We start from the raw sequence: 20,245 nt of genomic DNA, 5'->3' as shown, positions 1-20,245 counted from the left end.
GTTTTTAAAACCTGCGAGGTCTAAACTAAAAATTGCCAGCTGATCTGACCTTTTTCAAAAACCTAAAGATCTTATCCCAGCGCCATGTGGTAAATCTTTTTATTATATTCAGGATTTGCACCAGGCTGCGATGCTACAAATGCGCCAACTTTGCAGGCATTATCCAAAGTGGTTTCCATGGGGTAACCTTGCAGGTAGCAGGCAATAAATGTGGCTAAAAAGGCATCTCCTGCACCAACAGTATCGGCCACCTGTACCTTGTAACCAGGGTGTTTAAACAGTTTGCCTTCTTTTAAAACACAAGCACCTTTATCACCTAATGTCAGGCAGATGATTTCAATATTGAACTGACTGGAAAGCTGTTTTAACAACTGTTCATCAGTATTTCCCGTTAAACCAAATGTTTCTTTTACCCAAACAATTTCATCCTCGTTTATTTTAAGGATATCTGCTTTTGCCAACAGCTCCTCAATTAATTCTTTTGAATAAAAAGGAGCCCGGAGATTGATGTCGAATATTTTGGTCCTGGCATTTTCTAAAAGTGCCAGAATGGTTTTTTTAGATTTTTCTTCCCTGCAGGTTAAACTACAATATACTAATGCATCTGCCTGTTTTACAGCTAATGTGTTTTCCTCTGTGATTTTGATCTCATCCCATGCTACGGGTTGTTTAATGGTATAAGTAGCCTGATGATTTTCGTCCAGCTGTACCACCACTGTACTGGTTGGTAATTCATGGTTAACTTGGATCAAATCTGTTGCAAAATGATTGCCGGCTAGAAAATTGAATAGTTCTTTGCCGTTTTCATCATTTCCTATGGCACTAATAAAGCGGCTCTCTATCCCTTGTTTGTGTAAATTAAGCGCAACGTTCATGCTCGAGCCGCCAGCTTTTTTGCCTTCTGGAAAAACATCCCATAGTATTTCGCCAATTGTGATTACTTTATTTTGCATAGAAGATTTATAGATACGTAAATAAAGAATTTTTACGCATTGAACAAAATAATTTGTTTCATATCTTTAATTTTTACCTCAACTCAATTAACCATGAAAAAAATACTTGTAATTGCATTGTTTTTAGTTTCCTTTAGCGCTTTTGCTCAAAATGACAAAGATAAACAGGCCATACTTAATTTGCTCGAAAAGCAACGTACAGACTGGAACAAAGGAGATGTGGAATCTTTTATGCAGGGTTATGAAAAATCAGATAGTTTACTTTTTGTAGGTAAAAGCGGACCAACTTACGGCTGGCAAAAAACGCTTGATAATTATAAAAAAGGCTATCCGGATAAATCGGCAATGGGTTTTTTAGTGTTTGGAATTAAAAAAGTCGATTTTTTAAATCCTGATCTGGCTTTTGTATTAGGCAGCTGGAATGTTAAACGCGAAAAAGACGAACTTAAAGGTTATTTTACCCTCTTAATTAAAAAGATTAAAGGCGAATGGAAAGTAGTTGCCGATCATAGCAGCTAAGGATGGATGATGTTGGATGGGAAATGGATGAGGGAGACAAAGTTGTGTTGGTAACGAATTTCCCCCTCGTGTCATCATTTGGAGTGATAATCAAAGCCCTTACCTGAAAAAATTGGGGTGACGTTTAGTTTCGTGCCTGCTGCATACTATGAGATTTATACTGTGCAGATAGCAATACTCAGGTGAACTAAGGTGGCTCAGGTGGTGATAAAAATAAAGGCTCCGTTATTTAATTAACCACCTCAGGCACCTGAGAACATCTAAGTTGTTAAACTTCCATTTGCAGGGTTGTGCATAAAATTTGCCATTTAAGATTATATAAGAACATGTAATCTTATGTGACCTTAAATGTCTTATATGGTAAAAAAAACACCTAAAATTTCAGCTATTTAAATGAATTCATTATAAACTGAGTGCATCTTGTACCGATTTAATTATCTATTTTTCACTCATGGTATGCTTACCTGTTTACAGGTTACATCGGTAACGAAGCTCCCCCGGGTCGTCATTTCGAGCGGAGTGCAACGAAGTCGAGAAATCTGTTTAGATGGATCTCTCCATTCCACTACGTTTCATCAGATAGTTATCGGATCGAGATGACGCCGTTTTTATTAACGTCTCTAAAGTTAGGAGATGATGAATTTATTCACCCAGTTTAAAATCCTTATAATAATAATCTTTATCCTCATCTGTTAACTGGCGGATTACCCTACATGGGTTTCCTGCAGCAAAAACATTATCCGGGATATCCCTTGTAACCACACTTCCTGATCCGATAACCACATTAGATCCAATTTTGACACCTGGATTAATTACTACGTTTCCACCGATCCAAACGCTGTTGCCTATAGTAACTTCTTGTGCCCATTCATATTCCTGATCTCTTAAATGCCCATGCATTGGATGGCCGGCAGTATAAATGGCTACATTTGGTGCAATAAAAACGCTGTTACCAATATTTACCTTAGCACAATCTAAAATAACAAGGTTAAAGTTTGCATAAAAATTATCACCAATTTCGATATTATAGCCATAATCACACCTGAACGGAGGTTCTACATAAAACATTCTTTCTGTTTTTCCGAATAACCTTTTTAATAATTCTTTTCGCTGCTTGATAAATTTTGGTGCGAGGTTATTAAACTCGAAAACAATTTCACGTGCTTTTAATCTTTCTTTTGATAGTTCTTCGCCTCCTGCCTGATAAGCTTTGCCTGCCAGCATTTTTTGTTTTTCAGTAAGTATATTGGTATCCATTCGTAATCTGATTTTTAATTTGCACTGTGAGTTGCAATGATAACAAAAACGGGGCTATCGTTACCAATGCCCCGTTGTATTTTAATTTTTAGTGTTTTTATGGTCTGCCTTTGGCTAAAGCCTTTTCAGCTATTTTAACAGCTTTTTTCTCTCTCCAATGGGCGTATTTTTCTTTGAAAGTCATTTTAATCAAACTGTCAATTGCACCATGTGTAAATAAACTCCAAACACTGGCTACCTTACGTGTAATCGATTGGTCCCAAGCCCTTAAACTTAGTGAGAATGAACCATCAAGATATTTCATCCAGTGCCACATTCCGGTTGGCATAAATAAAGTATCGCCATGCTCTAAGAAAACTTCATAACCTTCAACACCATTTAGTGCCGGAAATTTTTCGAAATCAGGGTTGGCCACATCATAATCTTCCAAAGCATAGGTTGCATTTGGCAGGCAATACAATCTGTCTTTCCATTTATTATCGAATAAGACAATATGTTTCCTGCCGCCGAAGTGGGTATGAAAAATATGTGGTAAATCGATATCGTAATGTAAGAACGTTACCGAGTTAGAACCACCAAAAAACATCGCAGGCATACTTTCAATAAAGCCACCCATTAAATCTTTAGGGATTTTTACATCATTGATTAAGCTAGGTACTTTTTTAAACAGGTTAAAAAAGAATATCCGCAGTTCGGTTGGCTCACGTTTGATTAAGTCAAGGTAATCGCCAAATTTCATGTGTGCCGTAGCGGCGTTAATTGGTTTTGACGGATCGGCTTTGGAGTTGTCGTAAAGTGGAACTTCAAGCTCGCCACCAATTTCTTTTAGATATTCAGTCGTCCATTTTTCTCTGGCAGGCCAATCTTTAGTTAGGCCTTTGATTACTAACGGACGTTTGGTTTTCAGATAATTTTTCTTAAAATCTTCGGGAGTGATGCTCTCAACGATATCAACAGGTTTTAAAATGAAACTCATGCGCTTAAAATCGGTTATTTGTGCCGAACAACAAATGTGTAAATTTTATTTTACAAAATTGATGTTAACAGGTAAATGTGACTAAAATCACGTAATCTAAATTAGCAAATACTTAACAATTTAATAATTACGCTTCAACTTTATTTTTAACAATCTCGGCATAGGCAGCGTTCCACAAGTCGATCCTTTTTTGTAAGGCTTGTTTTGTGGTTTTTTCTGCTTCAATCCAGAAAGCTTCATCTTTTTCACAAAGTTTCTCCGTCATGGAAAGTGCCAAATGGCTATGGTGGTCGCCATCTACTTCAATATGACGCTCTAAGTAATATTTAAAAATCGAAACTTTATCTGCCTGTGTACTGTTCAGGTCGTTTACCATGCTAAAAAACATGTTTGGAATCAAGTCTTCACGGCCAAAGGTAAAGCTGGCAGCTTGTAAATGTGTTTTTCCACTGTTAATGGTTTCGAAAGTGGCATTAACAAAATCCTTTGCAGTTGCAGGTACTCCGGCAATTTCGAAAGCATCATTAAAGCTTTTTCCATTTTTTAACCCATCCAGGAAGGTATTGATCGGTTTGGTATTGGCACCACATTGATTCATTGCATCTAAGTAAAGCTCGAAATGACTTTTAATAGCTCCATTTGCATCAACATCCGATTCTTCACCTGCTACAATTTCATTAATTAGTTGCCTGGTAACAGGATCGCCTACCGGGAACCAGGGTAAGGTAGTACAGGTTAAATTAATTTGTAAAGCCTTAAGCAGAGACATAAAATCCCAAACGGCAAAGATGTGGTGCTCCATAAAAATCCTGAGATCTTCCAGTTCGCTAATGGCCGAATAAACTTTATGGTTAATGATTTCTTGCCTTAGTGGCTCAATTCTTTCCTGGATTTTTATAATATTAGGATGCATCTATTTAATAGTTGAATGTTTGAATGAGTGAATGTTTTAGGTGGGGAGATCGTTCTCTCATTCCATCATTCAATAATTCTATGATTTTTATTTCGGTAAATTCTTTTCTAGTGCTCTACTTGCTCTTTTAACCGCGAGCTCTTCTTTCCAGTGCATGTACTTTTCGCGGTAGTTGGCTTTCATAAAGTCGTCAAATTTACGCTGTAAAGTTAAGTTATACAAGCTTTTTGCTTTTACCGCCCAGCTTTTGTCCCATGCCCGTAAACTAATGGAGAAAGATCCGTCAAGGTATTTCATCCAGTGCCAGTATCCGGTTGGCATAAATAGGGTGTCGCCATGTTCCAAAAAAGCTTCAACTCCCTGAACACCTTTTAATGCCGGAAATTTATCAAAATCGGGGTTCTCTACATTATAATCCTCTAGTGCATAAGTGGCATAAGGAATCTGATACAAACGTTCTTTCCATTTATAATCGAACAAGATCACATGCTTTCGGCCATTAAAGTGGGTATGGAAAATGTGTGCTAAATCAATATCGTAGTGTAAAAATGTTACGGATCCTTTACCGCCAAAGAACATATTGGGGTAACTATCCAAAAAACCGCCCATTAAATCCTTCGGTGCAATGTAATCTTGCAAAAGCTTCGGTGCAAATTTTATCGGATCGAATAAAAAGATACGCAGATCGGTTGGTGTTTCTTTAATCAGATCTATATAATCGCCGAATTTCATTTCGGCAGCAGATGCATTTATCGGTTTAGAAGGATCAGCTTTAGAGCTGTCGTATAGCGGAACAGTTTTATCGCCAACAACTTCTTTCATATATTCCAACGTCCATTTGTGATAAGCCGGCCATTTTTTTGCCATATTTTTTATCACCAGAGGTTTACGTGGTTTAAGGTAGTTCAGCTCGAAATCTGATTTAGATATGTCTTCAACTACATCTATCGGAGATAAATTGAATTTCATGTTAAAAAACTATTAATGCAGCAAAATTAAATAGTTAAAAAACACTAAATATTACAAATACAAAAACTTGAAAAAAAACTGACAATTCATCAAAAAAAGTCAAAATTATGATGTGGAAAAGGAAATATTTTTGTGTTTTATTAGCGTTTATGAAAACAACTAGTTATTTAAAGGTTTTTTATAAAAGAAAAAAACGTTCTAACAAAAGTCAGAACGTTTTACACTGATTATAAGGATGTCTGAAATTTATTTCGGCATTAAAACAGTATCAACAACATGTATCACGCCATTTTTCTGGTAAACATCTGCAATGGTTACAGTGCTCATACCACCTTTTTCGTCTTTTAGAACTAATTTTTTGCCTTCCATCCAGGCCCAAAGTTTACCACCCTGTACTGTTGTAAGTTCGGCTTTGCCACCGCCTGCTTTAATTGCTTTTGCAATTGCTTTGCTATCCATTTTACCGGCAACAACGTGATAAGTTAAAATTTTAGTCAGGGTTGCTTTGTTTTCTGGTTTAACCAGGTTGTTTACAGTGCCTGCAGGAAGTTTATCAAATGCGGCGTTTGTTGGTGCAAAAACAGTAAAAGGACCAGCACTTTTTAAAGTTTCTACCAAGCCAGCTGCTTTAACTGCCGCTACCAGTGTAGTATGGTCTTTTGAGTTTACAGCATTGTCTACAATATCCTTAGTTGCATACATAGCTGCGCCACCAACCATTGGATTTTTTTGAGCGTAAACTTGTGTTGTGAAAGCCATTGTAATTACGGCGAATACTGATAAGATTAAATTTTTCATTATTTCTAATTTTAAGTTTCTGTTATTTGATTCCATTTACGACGGCTTACAGATGCTTGGTTTTTAGAAATTAAAATTATTATTTAATCTATTGGTTATTAGGTTTTTAATTTTTGTTTTTTTTGATTTGTAAAGTTGTGGTAATGGTTCTTTAGGTAGACTAATCCCATTTTTCGCTTAATCTTTCGGCTGTTTTTCTACTACTCAATCTTCAATAAAATGGTCGTCGTTCCCGTGCATGTTTTAATCTATAGCGCTTGCATTACTTATTCATTATTTTTTTATCGGCATTCATGAGCATTACGATTCCCAATCGAGTTGGGAATGACGATTTCTCGCAGCCTATATTCGCTAAAAAATCTGTCATTCATATTGATTTATAAAATTAATTACTCCTCAGAATAATAGCCAAAAAAGGATATCGCTGCAATTGGGTTTAGGTAGTTTGGTTCATACTAAAGTCAGCTTCTTTGTAAATTTTGCTAGTCACGCTAACCGCCAATCGCTTCCCTAATTCACCTTCGCTGTTCTCACCTTTTTAGAAAAAATCTTTGGAAAAAAGCGTTTCAATAAAACCGCTCTTGTTTCTTTTCCACCAATGTAAACTTCTTCTTTTTTGTTGCTGACAGCCTGTACAATTTGTTTGGCACATTCAGCAGGTGTCATGGCATTTTCATGAGCATCGCCCATTTCATTTAAAGGTTTACCATCTGCGGTAAGTGCATTATAGGTCACATTTGTTTTGATAAAGCCTGGACAAATTATCGTGATATCAATATTTTTGTCGTAAATCTCCGATCGGAGTGAGTCAAAATAACCATGTAAGGCATGTTTTGATGCTGCGTAGCTAGAACGCAATTTCGTGCCGAATTTCCCAACAAGACTACTGATTACAGCGATCTGTCCACCGCCGTTGGCTATCATTAAGGGTAAAACCGCTTTACTGAGTACAACTGTTCCCCAAAAATTGGTATTCATAATTTGTTGTTCAGTTTCCAGGTTGGTTTCTAAGGCTAAACTTCGCTGACTTACACCGCCACTATTGATTAATAAATCTATTTTTCCAAAAATGCGGATGGCATCGGCAGCTTTGTTTTCGAGTGTAGTCGTTTCGCTTAAATCAAATGGTAGAACGTGGACATTAAAGGAATTTTGGCAGTTTCCTTTAACGCGGAACAATTCGTCGCGGTTTCTTCCTGAAATAATCAGTTTGTTGCCTGCTTTAAAATATTCATATACCAGGGCTTCGCCAATACCTGATGATGCGCCTGTAATCCATACAATTTTTGACATATATTTTAATTAATTATTGAATGATTGAGTTTTGAATGAGTGAATGTTTTGATCACTAATCAGTTATTCTCTAATTCAATCCTTCTCAATTCACTCATTCATCTCCTACAATAAATAATTCCGAAGCAATATGATCGGCAAACAATTTTCCGTTCTGACTCAAACAAATCTTATCGCCATCAATCACCAGCCAGTCTTTATCTTCGAAATTTTTAAGATTATGTTTTGTCTCTTCTAAAAAATCTTTACCGAAATCGGCATTTATTTTTTGTAAATCAGTTCCCCACATGGTTCTGAGCGAAGTCATGATGTATTCATTAAACCTGTCGTTTAAGCTCAGTTCTTCAACAATTTCAGGAAGCTTGCCTTTACCCAATGTTTCCATGTACAAGGCATTATTAGCAGGGTTCATATACCGGTTCTGTCCGTTAAAGCCATGTGCCGATGGACCGATGCCAATATAATCTACGCCTTTCCAGTAATTGGTGTTGTGCACGGCATAGTGGTTTGGCCTAGCAAAATTTGAAATTTCGTAGTGTTCAAATCCGGCGTCAATCAGTTTATCCATTAAAATTACAAACTGAGCTGCACTTTGGTTATCGCTTACGGGCGTTTGTTTTTTGCTTTTTATGGCATGAGCTAAAGCTGTCCGGGGTTCAACCGTGAGCGAATAGGCCGAAATATGCGGAACCTCAAGCTCAATTGCCTTTTGGATATTATTCAGCCATTTTTGATCCGTTAATAAGGGATATCCGTAAATCAGATCAAGTGTTAAGTTTTCAAAACCAGCATCCTGACTTCTCCTGATGCAGTCTTCTGCTTCTTGGGCCTGGTGTGCCCTGTTCATCCAAATCAGGTCTTCATCATAAAAAGATTGAATTCCCACACTAAAGCGGTTAACCGGTAATTGCTTTAGCTCTTTTAACTTCTGCGCGGTTAAATCATCAGGATTGGTTTCGATGGTAATTTCAGCGCTTGCATCAACCGAAAAAGTGTGGTTAATGGCGTCAAAAATTTTTTGCAAAGCCACCTGAGATAAAATTGAGGGAGTGCCACCACCCAAATAGATGCTTCCAACCTGACCGCTAATCCGGTCTTTTTTCATTCTGATTTCCTTGCAAATAGCCTCCACCATTTCGTCAGCATATTTTAGTGAGGTGCTAAAATGGAAATCGCAATAGTGGCAAGCCTTTTTACAGAAAGGGATATGAATATAGATACCAGACATTGATGCAAAGATAGTGAAGTTAAATTTTCTTTATTGTCATAAATATATGATCGGTGATTAGGGCTATAAAATTACTAATTCATAAAAAGTAAGGTAATAGCTTTACTTTTGGATTGTTTTTGTCAAGTAATAGCTTTACTTTTTAGATGTGTAGTCATAGTTCCTAAATAAGTTCTTCATCAATCCATTTATTTTCTTTAGGTAAACCATGATTATTCGACTACTTTTGCATCATTAAGTTTTGATTTACAGCATGCCGAAATTTATTTTCTTTTTATTTGCGTTTGTATGCGTTGCTAATTTTGTAGCAGCACAAAAAAATCCTGTTCAAAGTGATAGTATAGCTGCAAATCAATACCAATATAAAAGATATCGGCCCGATTCTGCAACATTGGCCAAACAGAAGTTTGCTACCGATTCTTTAATTCGCCACACCTGGGTACTTCCTGAGAGTTTAATTAATAAAAGCGCACTTTTAGATACTATTGAAAAGGAATATCTTTCTCCAAAACTGGATTTATGGGCATGGCACAAGAAATACCAGCACTTAAAGAAAAAAGCTAATCCTTACCAGTTGGGTACAAAAATTCCCAAGGGAAATGTAGGTTTGCTGGGCTTTATTTTTGGTATGCTCATTATCTTTGCGATTCTAAAAAATGCTTTTTCGAAGCAACTATCGGCAATCGTTCAATCGTTTTTCAGTAACAGGATTCTGAATAATATTAACAAAGAAGATAACCTGTTCAGTTCGTGGCCATTTTTGTTGCTTTTTGTGCAGTTTGGTTTCGTTTTTGGGATGTTCTTTTTTCTGGTGGCCCAGTGGAATGATATGTACCAGGCAAAAGATGGATTTAAATTTTTCTTTAGTATATCTGTCACTATTATTGTTTTTTATGCGCTAAAATTAATCCTCCTGCGCTTTTTAGGTTACTTATTTAATGTACAGAAACCGGTAGGCGAATATATCTCAATTTTATACCTCAGCTACTTCAATGCCTCATTACTGTTTATTCCTTTGGTGGTTGCTTTTGCCCTATCACCACTTAAATATGGTTCAGTTTATATCGTATTGGCATTCTTGTTATTAGGCATCATTTTTACATTTCAGCTTTTGCGGGCTGGCATAACGATACTTTCTAACAATAAGTTTTCTAAAATGCATTTATTTTTGTACTTTTGCGCCCTCGAAATATGTCCCGTCTTAATACTAATTAAAACGATAGGACTGTAGCAGGAAAAGGAAAATGCAAGAAAAGAACGACTCTAGAATCCGCAAAGTAAAAAGTATTTTGGTTACTTTACCAAAACCTGAAACAGAAAAATCTCCTTACTACGATTTGGCCAAAAAACACAACTTAAAAGTTGATTTCAGGTCTTTTATTCATGTTGAAGGTGTACCAGCAAGAGACTTTAGAAAGGATAAGATTAACCTGGCCGATTTTACGGCAGTGATTTTTACCAGCCGTAATGCCGCAGATCATTTTTTTAGAATCTGTGAAGAAATGCGTTATGAGGTGCCGGCAGAATTAAAATATTTCTGTCTTTCTGAAACCATTGCTTTGTATTTGCAAAAGTATATCCAATATAGAAAGCGTAAAATCTTTTTTGGTAAACAAACTGCAGCTGATTTAGCAGAGGTGTTAAAAAAGCATGCAAACGAAAAGTTTTTATATCCTTGTTCTGATATGGCTACCGAAGACACTATGAAGTTTTTGGAAAAAAGTGGGTATAATTTTACACCTGCAGTTTTATTTAAGACCGTAGTAAGCGATCTATCTGATTTAGCTGAAGTATTCTACGATGTTATCGCTTTTTTTAGTCCATCAAGTATTCAGTCTTTGTTTAAAAATTTCCCCGATTTTAAACAGAATAACACCCGGATTGCAGCTTTTGGAACCAATACCAGTAAAGCTTGTACCGATATGGATTTGATAGTGGATATTGCTGCGCCAACCCCAGGCGTTCCATCAATGACAATGGCCATTGAAAATTATATTAAAATATCTAATAAATAATACGATAAGCAATTTATTATAAGTCGACACATTAAATGCGTAACTTAATTGTTAATAAGAGGGTTACGCATACTGTAGGAAACGTATAAAGTTGTTCATTTTATTTAAAATTTGTTTTTATAGATAATTTCAGTGATTTTTGATAAAATTGCTCCTAATCGTGCTATGCACACTATAAACATATGAAGAAAATCTACCTTCTAGCTATTGTAGGTATAACTGTAATGCTAGCAAGCTGTGGCCAGGGTGGTCAAGGTGAGCTGGTTGGTGCTTATAACCGAAAATTTAAAAACGATAGAATCCCATTAGGAATGGTTTATGTACCACCAGGACATACCCCGCTAGGAGGTTCGGATGAAGATATTACTTTCTCTCAGAATGGACCAAGTAAAATGGTTACCATTAGTGCATTCTTCATGGATCAGACTGAAATTTCCAATGCAGAATACCGCCAGTTTACCAACTGGGTACGCGATTCGATTGCAATTGTGATGATGGGCAACCCGCAACAATTTATGATTACCCCAAGGGGAAATGCTGCAGCTGCTTTAGGTGGAGAAAAATATATCGATTGGAAAAAAGTTGGACCAAACGGTGCCAACATTTGGCGTAATAAAGGCAGGGGCGCAGCAGCAGCCCAAGTCAGCCAATTGGATGGTATGTATTACTCAGGTTTGGATGCGCTTCCGGGCAAGAAAGAATTAGATGTTCGTAAATTCGAATATTCTTATGCTGAGTTAAATATGGAGAAAGCTGCTATTGGACATAAAGATCCAAACAGCAAGCGCCAGGATTATATTGATCGTTATACCGTTGCTATTTACCCTGATACAATGGTATGGAAAACAGATTATTCTTATTCACAAAACGATCCTATGGTACGTGGTTACTACAACCACCCTTCTTACGATAATTATCCTGTAGTTGGTGTAAGCTGGGAGCAGGCAAAAGCATTCTCTCACTGGAGAACAAGATTGTACGATGGAGTTGCTACAGCAAGAAAATTGCCAGCAGGATCAAGGTCAGACTATAGATTACCCGCTGAAACAGAATTCGAATATGCTGCAAGAGGCGGTAATACCAAAACCAAATATCCTTGGGGAGGTCCTTACATCAGGAATACAAAAGGATGTTTGCAGGCTAACTTTAAACCAGGTCGTGGTGATTATTCGAGCGATGGTGGTATTTATACCGTAGGCGTGAGATCATATTTTCCTAATGATTATGGTTTGTATAACATGGCAGGTAACGTTTCCGAATGGACTTTAACTGCATATAATAAAGGGGCTAGTCCATTATTGCATGACCTGAACCCGAACTTTACTTATGATGCTGGTGCAAACGACAGCAAATACAAAAAACGTAAAGTTGTTAAAGGCGGTTCCTGGAAAGATACAGGCTATTTTCTTCAAAACGCTGTAGCAACATACGAATATCAGGATACACAAAGGTCATATATAGGTTTCAGGTGCGTTTCATCTTACCCTGGCACCGATTTAAGACGTTAAACCGAACAAAAAAAAACTAAAGAAAAACTTCAAAATTTATGGCAGCAAAGAAACAACCAGGCTGGTTACACGTAGCGATTTCATGGGGAGCAAGTATTGTAATTATCGGAGCGTTATTTAAAATTCTACATATTGGTGGAATTATGGGTAACTATATGATTGGTATTGGTCTTGGTATAGAAGCGCTTTTATTCTTTTTAACAGGTTTCTTCCCGCCAGAGCCAGAACCAGCATGGGAAAGAGTTTATCCTGAACTACAAGCAGATTTTAAAGGAGAATTACCAACAGCTTCAGCCAGGCCTGTTGCAGCAGTTGCTCCAGCCAATACAGCAGCTTTAGATAAAATGTTGTCTGATGCTAAAATTGGTCCGGAATTGATTGAAAGCCTGGGTGCTGGCTTGCGTACTTTTGGTGATAAGGTAGCAACGATTTCTAATGTTGCAGATGCATCTACTGCAACAAATGAATTTACAGGTAAGATTAAAACAGCTTCAGCTGGTTTTGATAATTTAAGTGCATCTTTTGAAAAAGCTACGGCTAATTTAAAAGCAATGGGCGAAAGCAATGTAGATTCTCAGGCTTACCACGATCAGGTTAACAATTTGGCTAAGAACTTATCGGCTTTAAATGCTGTTTACGAAGTGGAATTAAAAGATTCGAGTGCACATCTAAAATCGATGAACGAATTCTATTCAAACTTATCATTAACCATGCAGAACTTTAGCGAATCGATGGAAGATTCTAAACAGTTTAAAGAAGAGGTGAATAAGCTGGCTAAAAACCTGTCATCGCTTAATGCAATTTATGGCAATATGTTATCGGCTATGAATAGCCCTCGTGTATAATTTGTTTAGTTTTTAATTTTTAAAGAAAAGCTACATCAAATATGGCAGGCGGAAAAGAAACAACAAGGCAGCGGATGATCAATATCATGTATTTGGTATTGTTAGCCATGCTCGCCTTAAACGTATCAGATACCATTTTAGATGCATTCAAGAATATCAACGATAGTTTGGATACATCTAAAAATAATGTAAATACAAGTATTAATCAGCTGTTTTCTGCCTTCGAAAATTCGAAGTTAAAAGAAGAGCCGGCACGTGCTCAGCCTATCTATGATAAGGCTAAAGAAGCTCAGAAAGCCGCTGATGACTTAAATAATTATATTGAAAGTATTAAAAAAGAATTTACTCAGGCAGGTGACGGAATTGACCCTGAAACTGAGGATTTGGTAAATAGATCTAATCAGGATATTGCACAAAATATCATGATTAATCAAAAGAAAGCCGATGAGCTAAAGAAGAGAATCAATGCGACCAGAGAGAAATTAATCTCTTTATTAGATCCTGCAGATAGAGCGAATGTTTCTTTCTCTCTTGAAGCTAAAGATCCGGCAAGAAAAAGAAAGGGCAACTGGCAAGAAACTTACTTCGGTGAAGGAACGCCATTAACCGCCGCCATGACAATTTTAACCAAACTGCAAACAGATACTAAAAATGCTGAAGCTGAAGTTGTAAAGAAATTGTTCGGAAATATGGATAAAGCACAGGTTAATCTGGATCAGTTTGCAGCAGTTGCAGTAGCACCTACTTCTTATGTAATCCAGGGTCAACCCTATACTGCTGAAGTATTTTTAACAGCTAGTGATTCGAGATCGAATCCTGATATTACCGTTAATGGAAGTAAATTATCCGTTAAAGATGGTAAAGGAACTTATACAGGCGGTACCAGTAGTGTTGGTCAGTTCACCTGGGTCGGTACTGTTCGCGTTCGTCAAACTGATGGCCAGGTAAAGGAATACAAAACTCAACCGCAAACCTATCAGGTGGCAAAACCATCAGCGTCCGTTTCTTCAACCAAATTGAATGTAATTTATGCAGGTATTGCCAATCCATTTACGGTTTCAGCCGCTGGCTTCCCATTAGAAAGTGTGCGCGCTTCCATTTCCGGAGGTTCGATGAGTGGAGGCAACGGGAACTTTAATGTAAACGTTCCAGGTAGCATGGTTGGTCAGGAAGTATCCATTAATGTATCTGCAAATAACGCTGGCAAAACAGTTAGCTTAGGTTCACAAAAATTCAGGGTGAAAGCCATTCCAGCTCCTGTTGCTAAAGTTGGTGGCCGCGCTGGAGGTGATATCGCTTCGGTACAGTTAAAAAGCGAAACTGAAATTGAAGCAGATCTGGATGATTTTCCTTTCGATGTTAAGTTTAAAATACAACGTTATAAATTAACAATTATTAAACCACGTTCCGATGCTGTTACCATTGCTGGTAGTGGTGGAAATTTCGCTGGTGCTGTTAAAGGTGCTATAAACTCAATTACCCCTGGAACAAGGGTGTTTTTTGAAGATATTGTTTCTGTGGGACCAGATGGTCGTCAAAGAATTTTGCCTTCATTAGCGTTTAGTGTAAAATAAAAAGAAGATGAAAAGGACTTTAAGTATTGCTGTTTTAGTTTTGTTAACCGCGTTTGCTTTTGCACAAAAAAAGCCAACCAAATTAGCGCCAAAGAAGGCTGCGCCAGTAGTTGCTGCTCCTGCAGCAGATACGGTGAAAGCTCCCGTTAAAACAGCTAAAAAGAAACTAAAGGTACCACCTAAAGATGGTTTCTATGCCCGTAAGGACATTGATAGTACTGAAATGGTTCCTTTGGCTGATGTGAGGGAAGAGGATGTTTTTTATGCAAAACGGATCTGGAGAGAAATTGACTTACGTGATACAGTTAACTCGGCCTTAAAATCGCCTAAATCACGACTAATTGATGTTTTGATTGCCGCAATTAAAAAAGATGAACTAACAGCATACTCGCCAATTGATAGTGCCTTAAACGAAGATGATGCTTTCCTTAATCCAATGTCTGCAGATTCTGCAGCTAAATCAGCTTTAGGAACAGCAGAGGTTTCGAACAATAAAACCGGAATGGTTACTACGGTTGTTAATGATTTTAACCCGGAGTTATTCCTAAAATTCAGAATAAAAGAAGACTGGATTTTCGATACCAAACGTTCTATTTTCGAACCGCGTATTGTGGGTATAGCACCATTAAAATACAACGAGGTTTCCAAACAATGGCAACCTGTATTTTGGGTATACTATCCGGAAGCCAGAGAGATTTTAACAAAGAAACGTTTGATTAATACCAATAATGATGCTTCATCATTAAGTTTCGATGATTTCTTTATTCGCCGCTTATTCAGCAGTTATATTGTAAAAGAGTCAAACCCCGGAGACAATAAAATCAGAGACATTATTAGCGATCCAAGGGAAAGGTTGTACGAATCAGAAAGAATTAAAAAATCTGTTCTCGATTACGAACAAGGTCTTTGGGAATATTAAAATTTTACAAAAAGCTTCGATGAAAATCGGAGCTTTTTTGTTTATAATGGTTTCAATATAGTGGAGGATTTTAAATTTTAAGAAAACCTACTCATATATATCTCTCCGTTTCGCTGCGCTTTAGTCGAGATGACGGATTTGTGTGGTGGAGATCGATCATAGAATTGCAGATATAAATTGTTATTTCGGCCGTAGCAGGAAAAATCTTAATTCTTCTTTTACGGAATCAGATTTAAAGCGTCTATTCCTGATTAAAATAGGCCTGAAGGGTAATCATCTGTTTTTTGTTCAACACTTCTGCCAGTTCTTTTTCAGTAGCTTCTTTAATCTTTTTCACTGATTTAAAATGAGTCAATAACTTATCGGCAGTTGTTTTTCCAATACCTTCAATCTGTTCAAGTTCAGTTTTAAGTGTACCCTGATCGCGTTTCTTGCGGTGAAAGGTAATTCCGAAGCGGTGGGCTTCATCACGGAGTTGTTGAATGATTTTCAGTGTTTCCGATTTTTTATCTAAATACAAAGGGTAAGAATCACCTGGATAGAACAGTTCCTCCAAACGTTTCGCAATACCGATCACCGTCACTTTATTTTCTATTCCCAATAACTTTAAGCTCTTAACAGCCGACGAAAGCTGGCCTTTGCCGCCATCAATAATGATGAGTTGTGGCAAAGTCTGGTTTTCGTCCAACATTCGCCTGTAGCGACGGAAAACAGCTTCTTCCATCGTCGCAAAATCGTTAGGGCCTTCAACCGTTTTTACATTAAAATGGCGATAGTCTTTTTTAGATGGCTTGGCATCTTTAAATACCACAATTGCCGAAACCGGATACTTCCCCTGAAAGTTGGAGTTATCAAAACATTCAATATGTTTTGGAAGCTGCGTCAAACGCAGGTCCTTCTGCATGGTGCTTAAAATCCGGTCAGTACGTAAATCTGGATTCAGCTTTTCATATTGGTTAAGCTTCTCTTTTTTAAAGAACAGTACATTCTTTTGCGAGAGTTCTAAAAGTTTCTTCTTTTCGCCCAGTTTAGGAACGGTGAATTTTAAACTTTCATCTTCTAATGAGGGTTCGAAAGGAACAATAATTTCTTTCGAGGTGCTGTTAAATTTTGTCCTGAACTCTAACATCGCCAAGGTTAAAATCTCGTCGTCGCTTTCATCCAACTGCTTTTTAACCTCAATGGTTTGTGTTTGGATAATAGTTCCGTTCATCACCTTTAGGTAGTTCACAAAAGCATAACGTTCATCAGAAGCAATGCTCACCACATCTACATTGGTAATGGCACTATTTACCACGGTAGATTTACTCTGGTATTTCTCCAGTACTTCTAATCTCCTTGCATATTGATGCGCCAGTTCGAAGTTCAGATTTTCTGATGCCGATTTAATGACTCCTTTAACATCCCGGATTACATTCCCGATTTTGCCATTCAGGATTTCTTTAATCTCACCGATGTTTTTATCGTAGTCGGTTTCAGTCTGGTAATTTTGGCATGGCCCCTTACAGTTACCGATCTGATACTCTAAACAAACTTTAAATTTTCCTTCAGCTATATTTTTCTCTGTTAAGGGCAAACTGCAGGTACGAAGCGGATAGGTTTCCTTAATCAGGTCCAAAATTGTGTGCATCATGCCTATCGAGCCGTAAGGACCGAAATAGGTGGAGCCATCTTTTATTACCTTACGTGTCCAGTAAATGCGGGGAAAGTTCTCATTTTTAACGATGATCCACGGATAGGTTTTATCGTCTTTTAAGTTAATGTTGAATTTCGGCTGATGTTTTTTAATCAGACTGTTCTCCAGTAGCCAGGCATCAATCTCTGTATCAACAATGGTAAAGGTAATTTTCCGGATTTTGGAAACGAGTACCCTTGTTTTGCCATTAAACTGATTTCTGTCACTATTAAAATATGAACCTACACGGTTGCGCAGGTCTTTAGCTTTACCAATGTACATGAGCTTTCCATCTGCGTCCCAATACTGGTAAACACCGGGTTTATGTGGAATAGCTGTTAATGCTGTTTTATGGTCGAAACTGCTCATTATTTACAAAAATAGGATTCGAGAGGGATAATTTTGATTAAAATGAACCAAAGTGAAACATTTTACAATTTGGGCGTGTCCCTAAGCTGCGCAAAGGGTCAGTCTATCCGTTACAATCTTTTGTTGCCTTCGGCCACGCCCGAGTCGGCAACAAAAGGATTTTCACTGCTATCCTTCACGCAACCGCCAAACGTTAAAAACCCAACTTCTCATCCAATTCGGTTGCACCTTCCTCCTGTTGCTGGTATTGGTTGCAATCGTAGGTAATCGAAACACCAGATTTTGGCGCCTCAAAATCAGCATGACTAATTTTTAAGGCCGGATTAGCATATACTCTTTTGATAAAACCTGCAAAAATTGGCAAAGCAGTATTTGCACCCTCACCTTGGCTGGTGCTAATGAAGTGGAAAGCCCTGTCCTCGCAACCTGTCCAGATACCAGTTACCAATTGTGGGGTAATGGCCATAAACCAACCGTCAGAGTTATTTTGCGTAGTACCTGTTTTTGCTCCGATCGGTGCATTTACCTTGTATTTATAATTCAATCTTGATCCGGTTCCGTTGGTAACCACACCTTTCAGCATTCTGGTCATTACATAAGCAACCTCTTCACTCATTACAGGTTTTGGTATTTCCTTTTGAGAAAATAGTACCACACCATTTTTATCTTCAATTCTTAATAAATAAATCGGCTTGGTATAAGTGCCTTTATTGGCAAAAGCACCGTAAGCGCCTACCATATTATAAACAGAAGAATCGAACGTACCTAAACAAATAGATGGAAATGCCGGAACATTAGGGATTCCCATTTTTGTGGCTAATGTAGATACCGCAACAGGACCAACCTGTTTCATTAAATAAGCGGTAACAAAGTTTTGCGAGTAAGCCAATGCTTTTTGCAAAGTAATACTACCCGGTAGTGGTTTGCCTGAATTTCTTGGCGTCCATGGTTCACCGTAACCATCTATAGTTACCGGTACATTTGGTACGGTGTAACAAGGTGAATAACCATTTTCAATGGCTACCGCATAGGTAAATGGTTTTGCTGTTGAACCTACCTGACGGGTTCCCATTTTAACCTGATCGTATTTAAAGTGTTCGTAATTAATTCCACCAACCCATGCTTTCACATGTCCATTGGTTGGGTCCATCGTCATCATGGCATTCCTCAAAAGCATTTTGTAATAACGTACAGAATCGATCGGTTTCATTACCGTATCAATGTTACCCTTCCAGGTAAAAATGGTCATTTCTGTTTTGGTGTTGAAATCATCTTTAATTTCATCGTCTGATTTACCTTCCAGTTTTAAGGATTTATAACGATCTGATCTTTTAACGCCCTGCTCAATCTGTAAAGCTTTATCCTTAAAAGGATTTCTGCCTTTCCAGCTGGCGATAAACTGTGCTTGTAGCACTTTCATATATTCTTTTTGTGCTTCCTCGGCGTATACCTGCATATCATAATTTAATGTGGTATAAATTTTCAAACCATCACGGTCTAAATCGTAAGGTGTACCATCCGGTTTGGTAATCGATTGCTCCTGAAAAATGTTTCTGATATCATTTTTCAATACCGAACGGAAGTATGGTGCAATACCATCATTAACAGTGGCGGCATTAAAATGCAGGTTTAGCGGTTTATCTTTTTGTTCATCAAATTCCGCCTGGGTTAAGAGTTCAGCCTTAACCATCAAAGCCATTACAGTATTTCTACGGTCTCTTGAACGCTCAGGATGGCGGGTTGGTGAATACATGGTAATTCCTTTTTGCATCCCAACTAAAGTTGCGGCCTGTGTTAAGGTTAACTTATCAGGAGTGGTATTGAAATAAACCCTGGCTGCCGATTTAATACCATAAGCCTGGTTACCAAAATCAACCGTATTTAAATACATGGTTATAATTTCTTCTTTGGTATAATTGCGTTCCAGTTTAACGGCAACAATCCACTCTTTGAATTTTGTTAATACCAGGGAGAAAAAATTAAGGTTAGATTCGCGTGGAAAAAGATTTTTAGCCAATTGTTGAGTAATGGTACTTGCACCTTGTTTTTTGCCGATTAAATTATAACCGATAATGGTGAACGTACGCTTAAAATCTATGCCGGAGTGTTCTTTAAAACGCGTATCCTCTGTTGCGATTAAACCGTTAATTACATTTTCTGAAATGTCTTTATAAGTAACATTCGATCTGTTCTGAACAAAATAAGTACCTAGTGGGCGGCCATCTTCGGCAATAATTTCGGATGCCTGGTTACTTTTTGGGTGTTCAATATCCCTGAAAGAGGGTAGGGCACCAAACAGACCTAAACCGATCATAGAAATGAAAATAGCGAAGAGCGCAATTCCGCCGATCAGTATTTTCCAGATGAGTAAACTATATCTTTTTGTTTCTTGTGCAGAAAGGGATTTGTTCATTTTAATAAATCAGGTTAATAT

17 protein-coding genes are annotated in these 20,245 nt (G+C 37.6%); 7 read left to right on the top strand and 10 right to left on the bottom strand.

All coding sequences use genetic code 11. From position 1 onward, the window contains the following. Positions 1–71: 71 nt before the first annotated feature. Positions 72–953 (bottom strand): carbohydrate kinase family protein, encoded by an 882-nt coding sequence (locus KYH19_RS17355; protein ID WP_219076019.1) that lies wholly within the window; start codon positions 951–953, stop codon positions 72–74. Positions 954–1,046: 93 nt separating this feature from the next. On the opposite strand from KYH19_RS17355, the gene KYH19_RS17350 reads away from it, so the two are divergent. Further along, on the top strand, positions 1,047–1,472 hold the full coding sequence (locus KYH19_RS17350) for a DUF4440 domain-containing protein (RefSeq protein ID WP_219076018.1): 426 nt from the start codon (positions 1,047–1,049) through the stop codon (positions 1,470–1,472). Between the two features lie 642 nt (positions 1,473–2,114). Here KYH19_RS17350 and KYH19_RS17345 read toward each other — a convergent pair. The 7 genes from KYH19_RS17345 to hemW all read right to left on the bottom strand — a co-directional run bounded on the left by KYH19_RS17345 (position 2,115) and on the right by hemW (position 8,906). After that, positions 2,115–2,729: a sugar O-acetyltransferase gene (locus KYH19_RS17345; protein ID WP_255562456.1), complete on the bottom strand. Its 615-nt coding sequence runs from the start codon at positions 2,727–2,729 to the stop codon at positions 2,115–2,117. Positions 2,730–2,826: 97 nt separating this feature from the next. Beyond that, entirely contained in the window at positions 2,827–3,705 is an 879-nt protein-coding gene (locus KYH19_RS17340) for a cupin-like domain-containing protein (protein ID WP_131529445.1), read from the bottom strand. Between the two features lie 127 nt (positions 3,706–3,832). Continuing rightward, the gene (locus tag KYH19_RS17335; protein WP_219076017.1) at positions 3,833–4,618 is read right to left on the bottom strand and encodes a DUF3050 domain-containing protein; all 786 of its coding nucleotides are present in this window, start codon (positions 4,616–4,618) and stop codon (positions 3,833–3,835) included. A gap of 87 nt (positions 4,619–4,705) precedes the next feature. Beyond that, on the bottom strand, positions 4,706–5,587 hold the full coding sequence (locus KYH19_RS17330; RefSeq protein WP_219076016.1) for a cupin-like domain-containing protein: 882 nt from the start codon (positions 5,585–5,587) through the stop codon (positions 4,706–4,708). 246 nt (positions 5,588–5,833) lie between these two features. Further along, entirely contained in the window at positions 5,834–6,385 is a 552-nt protein-coding gene (locus KYH19_RS17325) for a fasciclin domain-containing protein (RefSeq protein WP_219076015.1), read from the bottom strand. 510 nt (positions 6,386–6,895) lie between these two features. Next, positions 6,896–7,678: an SDR family oxidoreductase gene (locus tag KYH19_RS17320; RefSeq protein WP_219076014.1), complete on the bottom strand. Its 783-nt coding sequence runs from the start codon at positions 7,676–7,678 to the stop codon at positions 6,896–6,898. Between the two features lie 94 nt (positions 7,679–7,772). Then, a complete protein-coding gene (gene hemW, locus KYH19_RS17315) occupies positions 7,773–8,906 on the bottom strand; it encodes a radical SAM family heme chaperone HemW (RefSeq protein WP_219076013.1) in 1,134 nt (377 codons plus the stop codon). Between the two features lie 253 nt (positions 8,907–9,159). On the opposite strand from hemW, the gene KYH19_RS17310 reads away from it, so the two are divergent. The 6 genes from KYH19_RS17310 (at position 9,160) to gldN (ending at position 15,767) form a co-directional block, all read left to right on the top strand. Then, positions 9,160–10,137: a DUF4271 domain-containing protein gene (locus KYH19_RS17310; RefSeq protein ID WP_219076012.1), complete on the top strand. Its 978-nt coding sequence runs from the start codon at positions 9,160–9,162 to the stop codon at positions 10,135–10,137. Positions 10,138–10,150: 13 nt separating this feature from the next. Continuing rightward, a complete protein-coding gene (locus tag KYH19_RS17305; protein WP_086547947.1) occupies positions 10,151–10,921 on the top strand; it encodes a uroporphyrinogen-III synthase in 771 nt (256 codons plus the stop codon). A 182-nt stretch (positions 10,922–11,103) separates the two neighbouring features. After that, a complete protein-coding gene (locus KYH19_RS17300) occupies positions 11,104–12,429 on the top strand; it encodes an SUMF1/EgtB/PvdO family nonheme iron enzyme (RefSeq protein WP_219076011.1) in 1,326 nt (441 codons plus the stop codon). Between the two features lie 38 nt (positions 12,430–12,467). After that, entirely contained in the window at positions 12,468–13,274 is an 807-nt protein-coding gene (gldL, locus tag KYH19_RS17295) for a gliding motility protein GldL (RefSeq protein WP_219076010.1), read from the top strand. Between the two features lie 41 nt (positions 13,275–13,315). Beyond that, positions 13,316–14,848 carry a gliding motility protein GldM gene (gene gldM, locus KYH19_RS17290; RefSeq protein ID WP_219076009.1) on the top strand — a complete coding sequence of 511 codons (1,533 nt, stop codon included), beginning with the start codon at positions 13,316–13,318 and terminating at the stop codon, positions 14,846–14,848. A 7-nt stretch (positions 14,849–14,855) separates the two neighbouring features. Then, positions 14,856–15,767 carry a gliding motility protein GldN gene (gene gldN / locus KYH19_RS17285; RefSeq protein WP_219076008.1) on the top strand — a complete coding sequence of 304 codons (912 nt, stop codon included), beginning with the start codon at positions 14,856–14,858 and terminating at the stop codon, positions 15,765–15,767. Between the two features lie 241 nt (positions 15,768–16,008). On the opposite strand, the gene uvrC is transcribed toward gldN, so the two are convergent. Together uvrC and KYH19_RS17275 are read right to left on the bottom strand one after the other, a co-directional pair. Then, a complete protein-coding gene (gene uvrC / locus KYH19_RS17280) occupies positions 16,009–17,811 on the bottom strand; it encodes an excinuclease ABC subunit UvrC (RefSeq protein WP_219076007.1) in 1,803 nt (600 codons plus the stop codon). 193 nt (positions 17,812–18,004) lie between these two features. Next, positions 18,005–20,224 carry a transglycosylase domain-containing protein gene (locus tag KYH19_RS17275; protein ID WP_219076006.1) on the bottom strand — a complete coding sequence of 740 codons (2,220 nt, stop codon included), beginning with the start codon at positions 20,222–20,224 and terminating at the stop codon, positions 18,005–18,007. Between the last annotated feature and the right edge of the window lie 21 nt (positions 20,225–20,245).

It is taken from the genome of Pedobacter sp. D749, assembly GCF_019317285.1.
Lineage (GTDB): Bacteria > Bacteroidota > Bacteroidia > Sphingobacteriales > Sphingobacteriaceae > Pedobacter.
Note: the sequence above shows the minus strand (reverse complement) of the source record. Positions and strands in the feature narration are given on the sequence as shown.

Bases quoted from the DNA above. Each gene is read 5' to 3' on its own strand.
- KYH19_RS17275 (WP_219076006.1), bottom strand. From the start codon at position 20,224: ATGAACAAATCCCTTTCTGCACAAGAAACAAAAAGATATAGTTTACTC.
- KYH19_RS17330 (WP_219076016.1), bottom strand. From the start codon at position 5,587: ATGAAATTCAATTTATCTCCGATAGATGTAGTTGAAGACATATCTAAA.
- KYH19_RS17340 (WP_131529445.1), bottom strand. From the start codon at position 3,705: ATGAGTTTCATTTTAAAACCTGTTGATATCGTTGAGAGCATCACTCCC.
- uvrC (WP_219076007.1), bottom strand. From the start codon at position 17,811: ATGAGCAGTTTCGACCATAAAACAGCATTAACAGCTATTCCACATAAA.
- KYH19_RS17300 (WP_219076011.1), top strand. From the start codon at position 11,104: ATGAAGAAAATCTACCTTCTAGCTATTGTAGGTATAACTGTAATGCTA.
- KYH19_RS17320 (WP_219076014.1), bottom strand. From the start codon at position 7,678: ATGTCAAAAATTGTATGGATTACAGGCGCATCATCAGGTATTGGCGAA.
- gldM (WP_219076009.1), top strand. From the start codon at position 13,316: ATGGCAGGCGGAAAAGAAACAACAAGGCAGCGGATGATCAATATCATG.
- KYH19_RS17355 (WP_219076019.1), bottom strand. From the start codon at position 953: ATGCAAAATAAAGTAATCACAATTGGCGAAATACTATGGGATGTTTTT.
- KYH19_RS17310 (WP_219076012.1), top strand. From the start codon at position 9,160: ATGCCGAAATTTATTTTCTTTTTATTTGCGTTTGTATGCGTTGCTAAT.
- KYH19_RS17345 (WP_255562456.1), bottom strand. From the start codon at position 2,729: ATGGATACCAATATACTTACTGAAAAACAAAAAATGCTGGCAGGCAAA.
- gldN (WP_219076008.1), top strand. From the start codon at position 14,856: ATGAAAAGGACTTTAAGTATTGCTGTTTTAGTTTTGTTAACCGCGTTT.
- KYH19_RS17325 (WP_219076015.1), bottom strand. From the start codon at position 6,385: ATGAAAAATTTAATCTTATCAGTATTCGCCGTAATTACAATGGCTTTC.
- KYH19_RS17350 (WP_219076018.1), top strand. From the start codon at position 1,047: ATGAAAAAAATACTTGTAATTGCATTGTTTTTAGTTTCCTTTAGCGCT.
- hemW (WP_219076013.1), bottom strand. From the start codon at position 8,906: ATGTCTGGTATCTATATTCATATCCCTTTCTGTAAAAAGGCTTGCCAC.
- gldL (WP_219076010.1), top strand. From the start codon at position 12,468: ATGGCAGCAAAGAAACAACCAGGCTGGTTACACGTAGCGATTTCATGG.
- KYH19_RS17305 (WP_086547947.1), top strand. From the start codon at position 10,151: ATGCAAGAAAAGAACGACTCTAGAATCCGCAAAGTAAAAAGTATTTTG.
- KYH19_RS17335 (WP_219076017.1), bottom strand. From the start codon at position 4,618: ATGCATCCTAATATTATAAAAATCCAGGAAAGAATTGAGCCACTAAGG.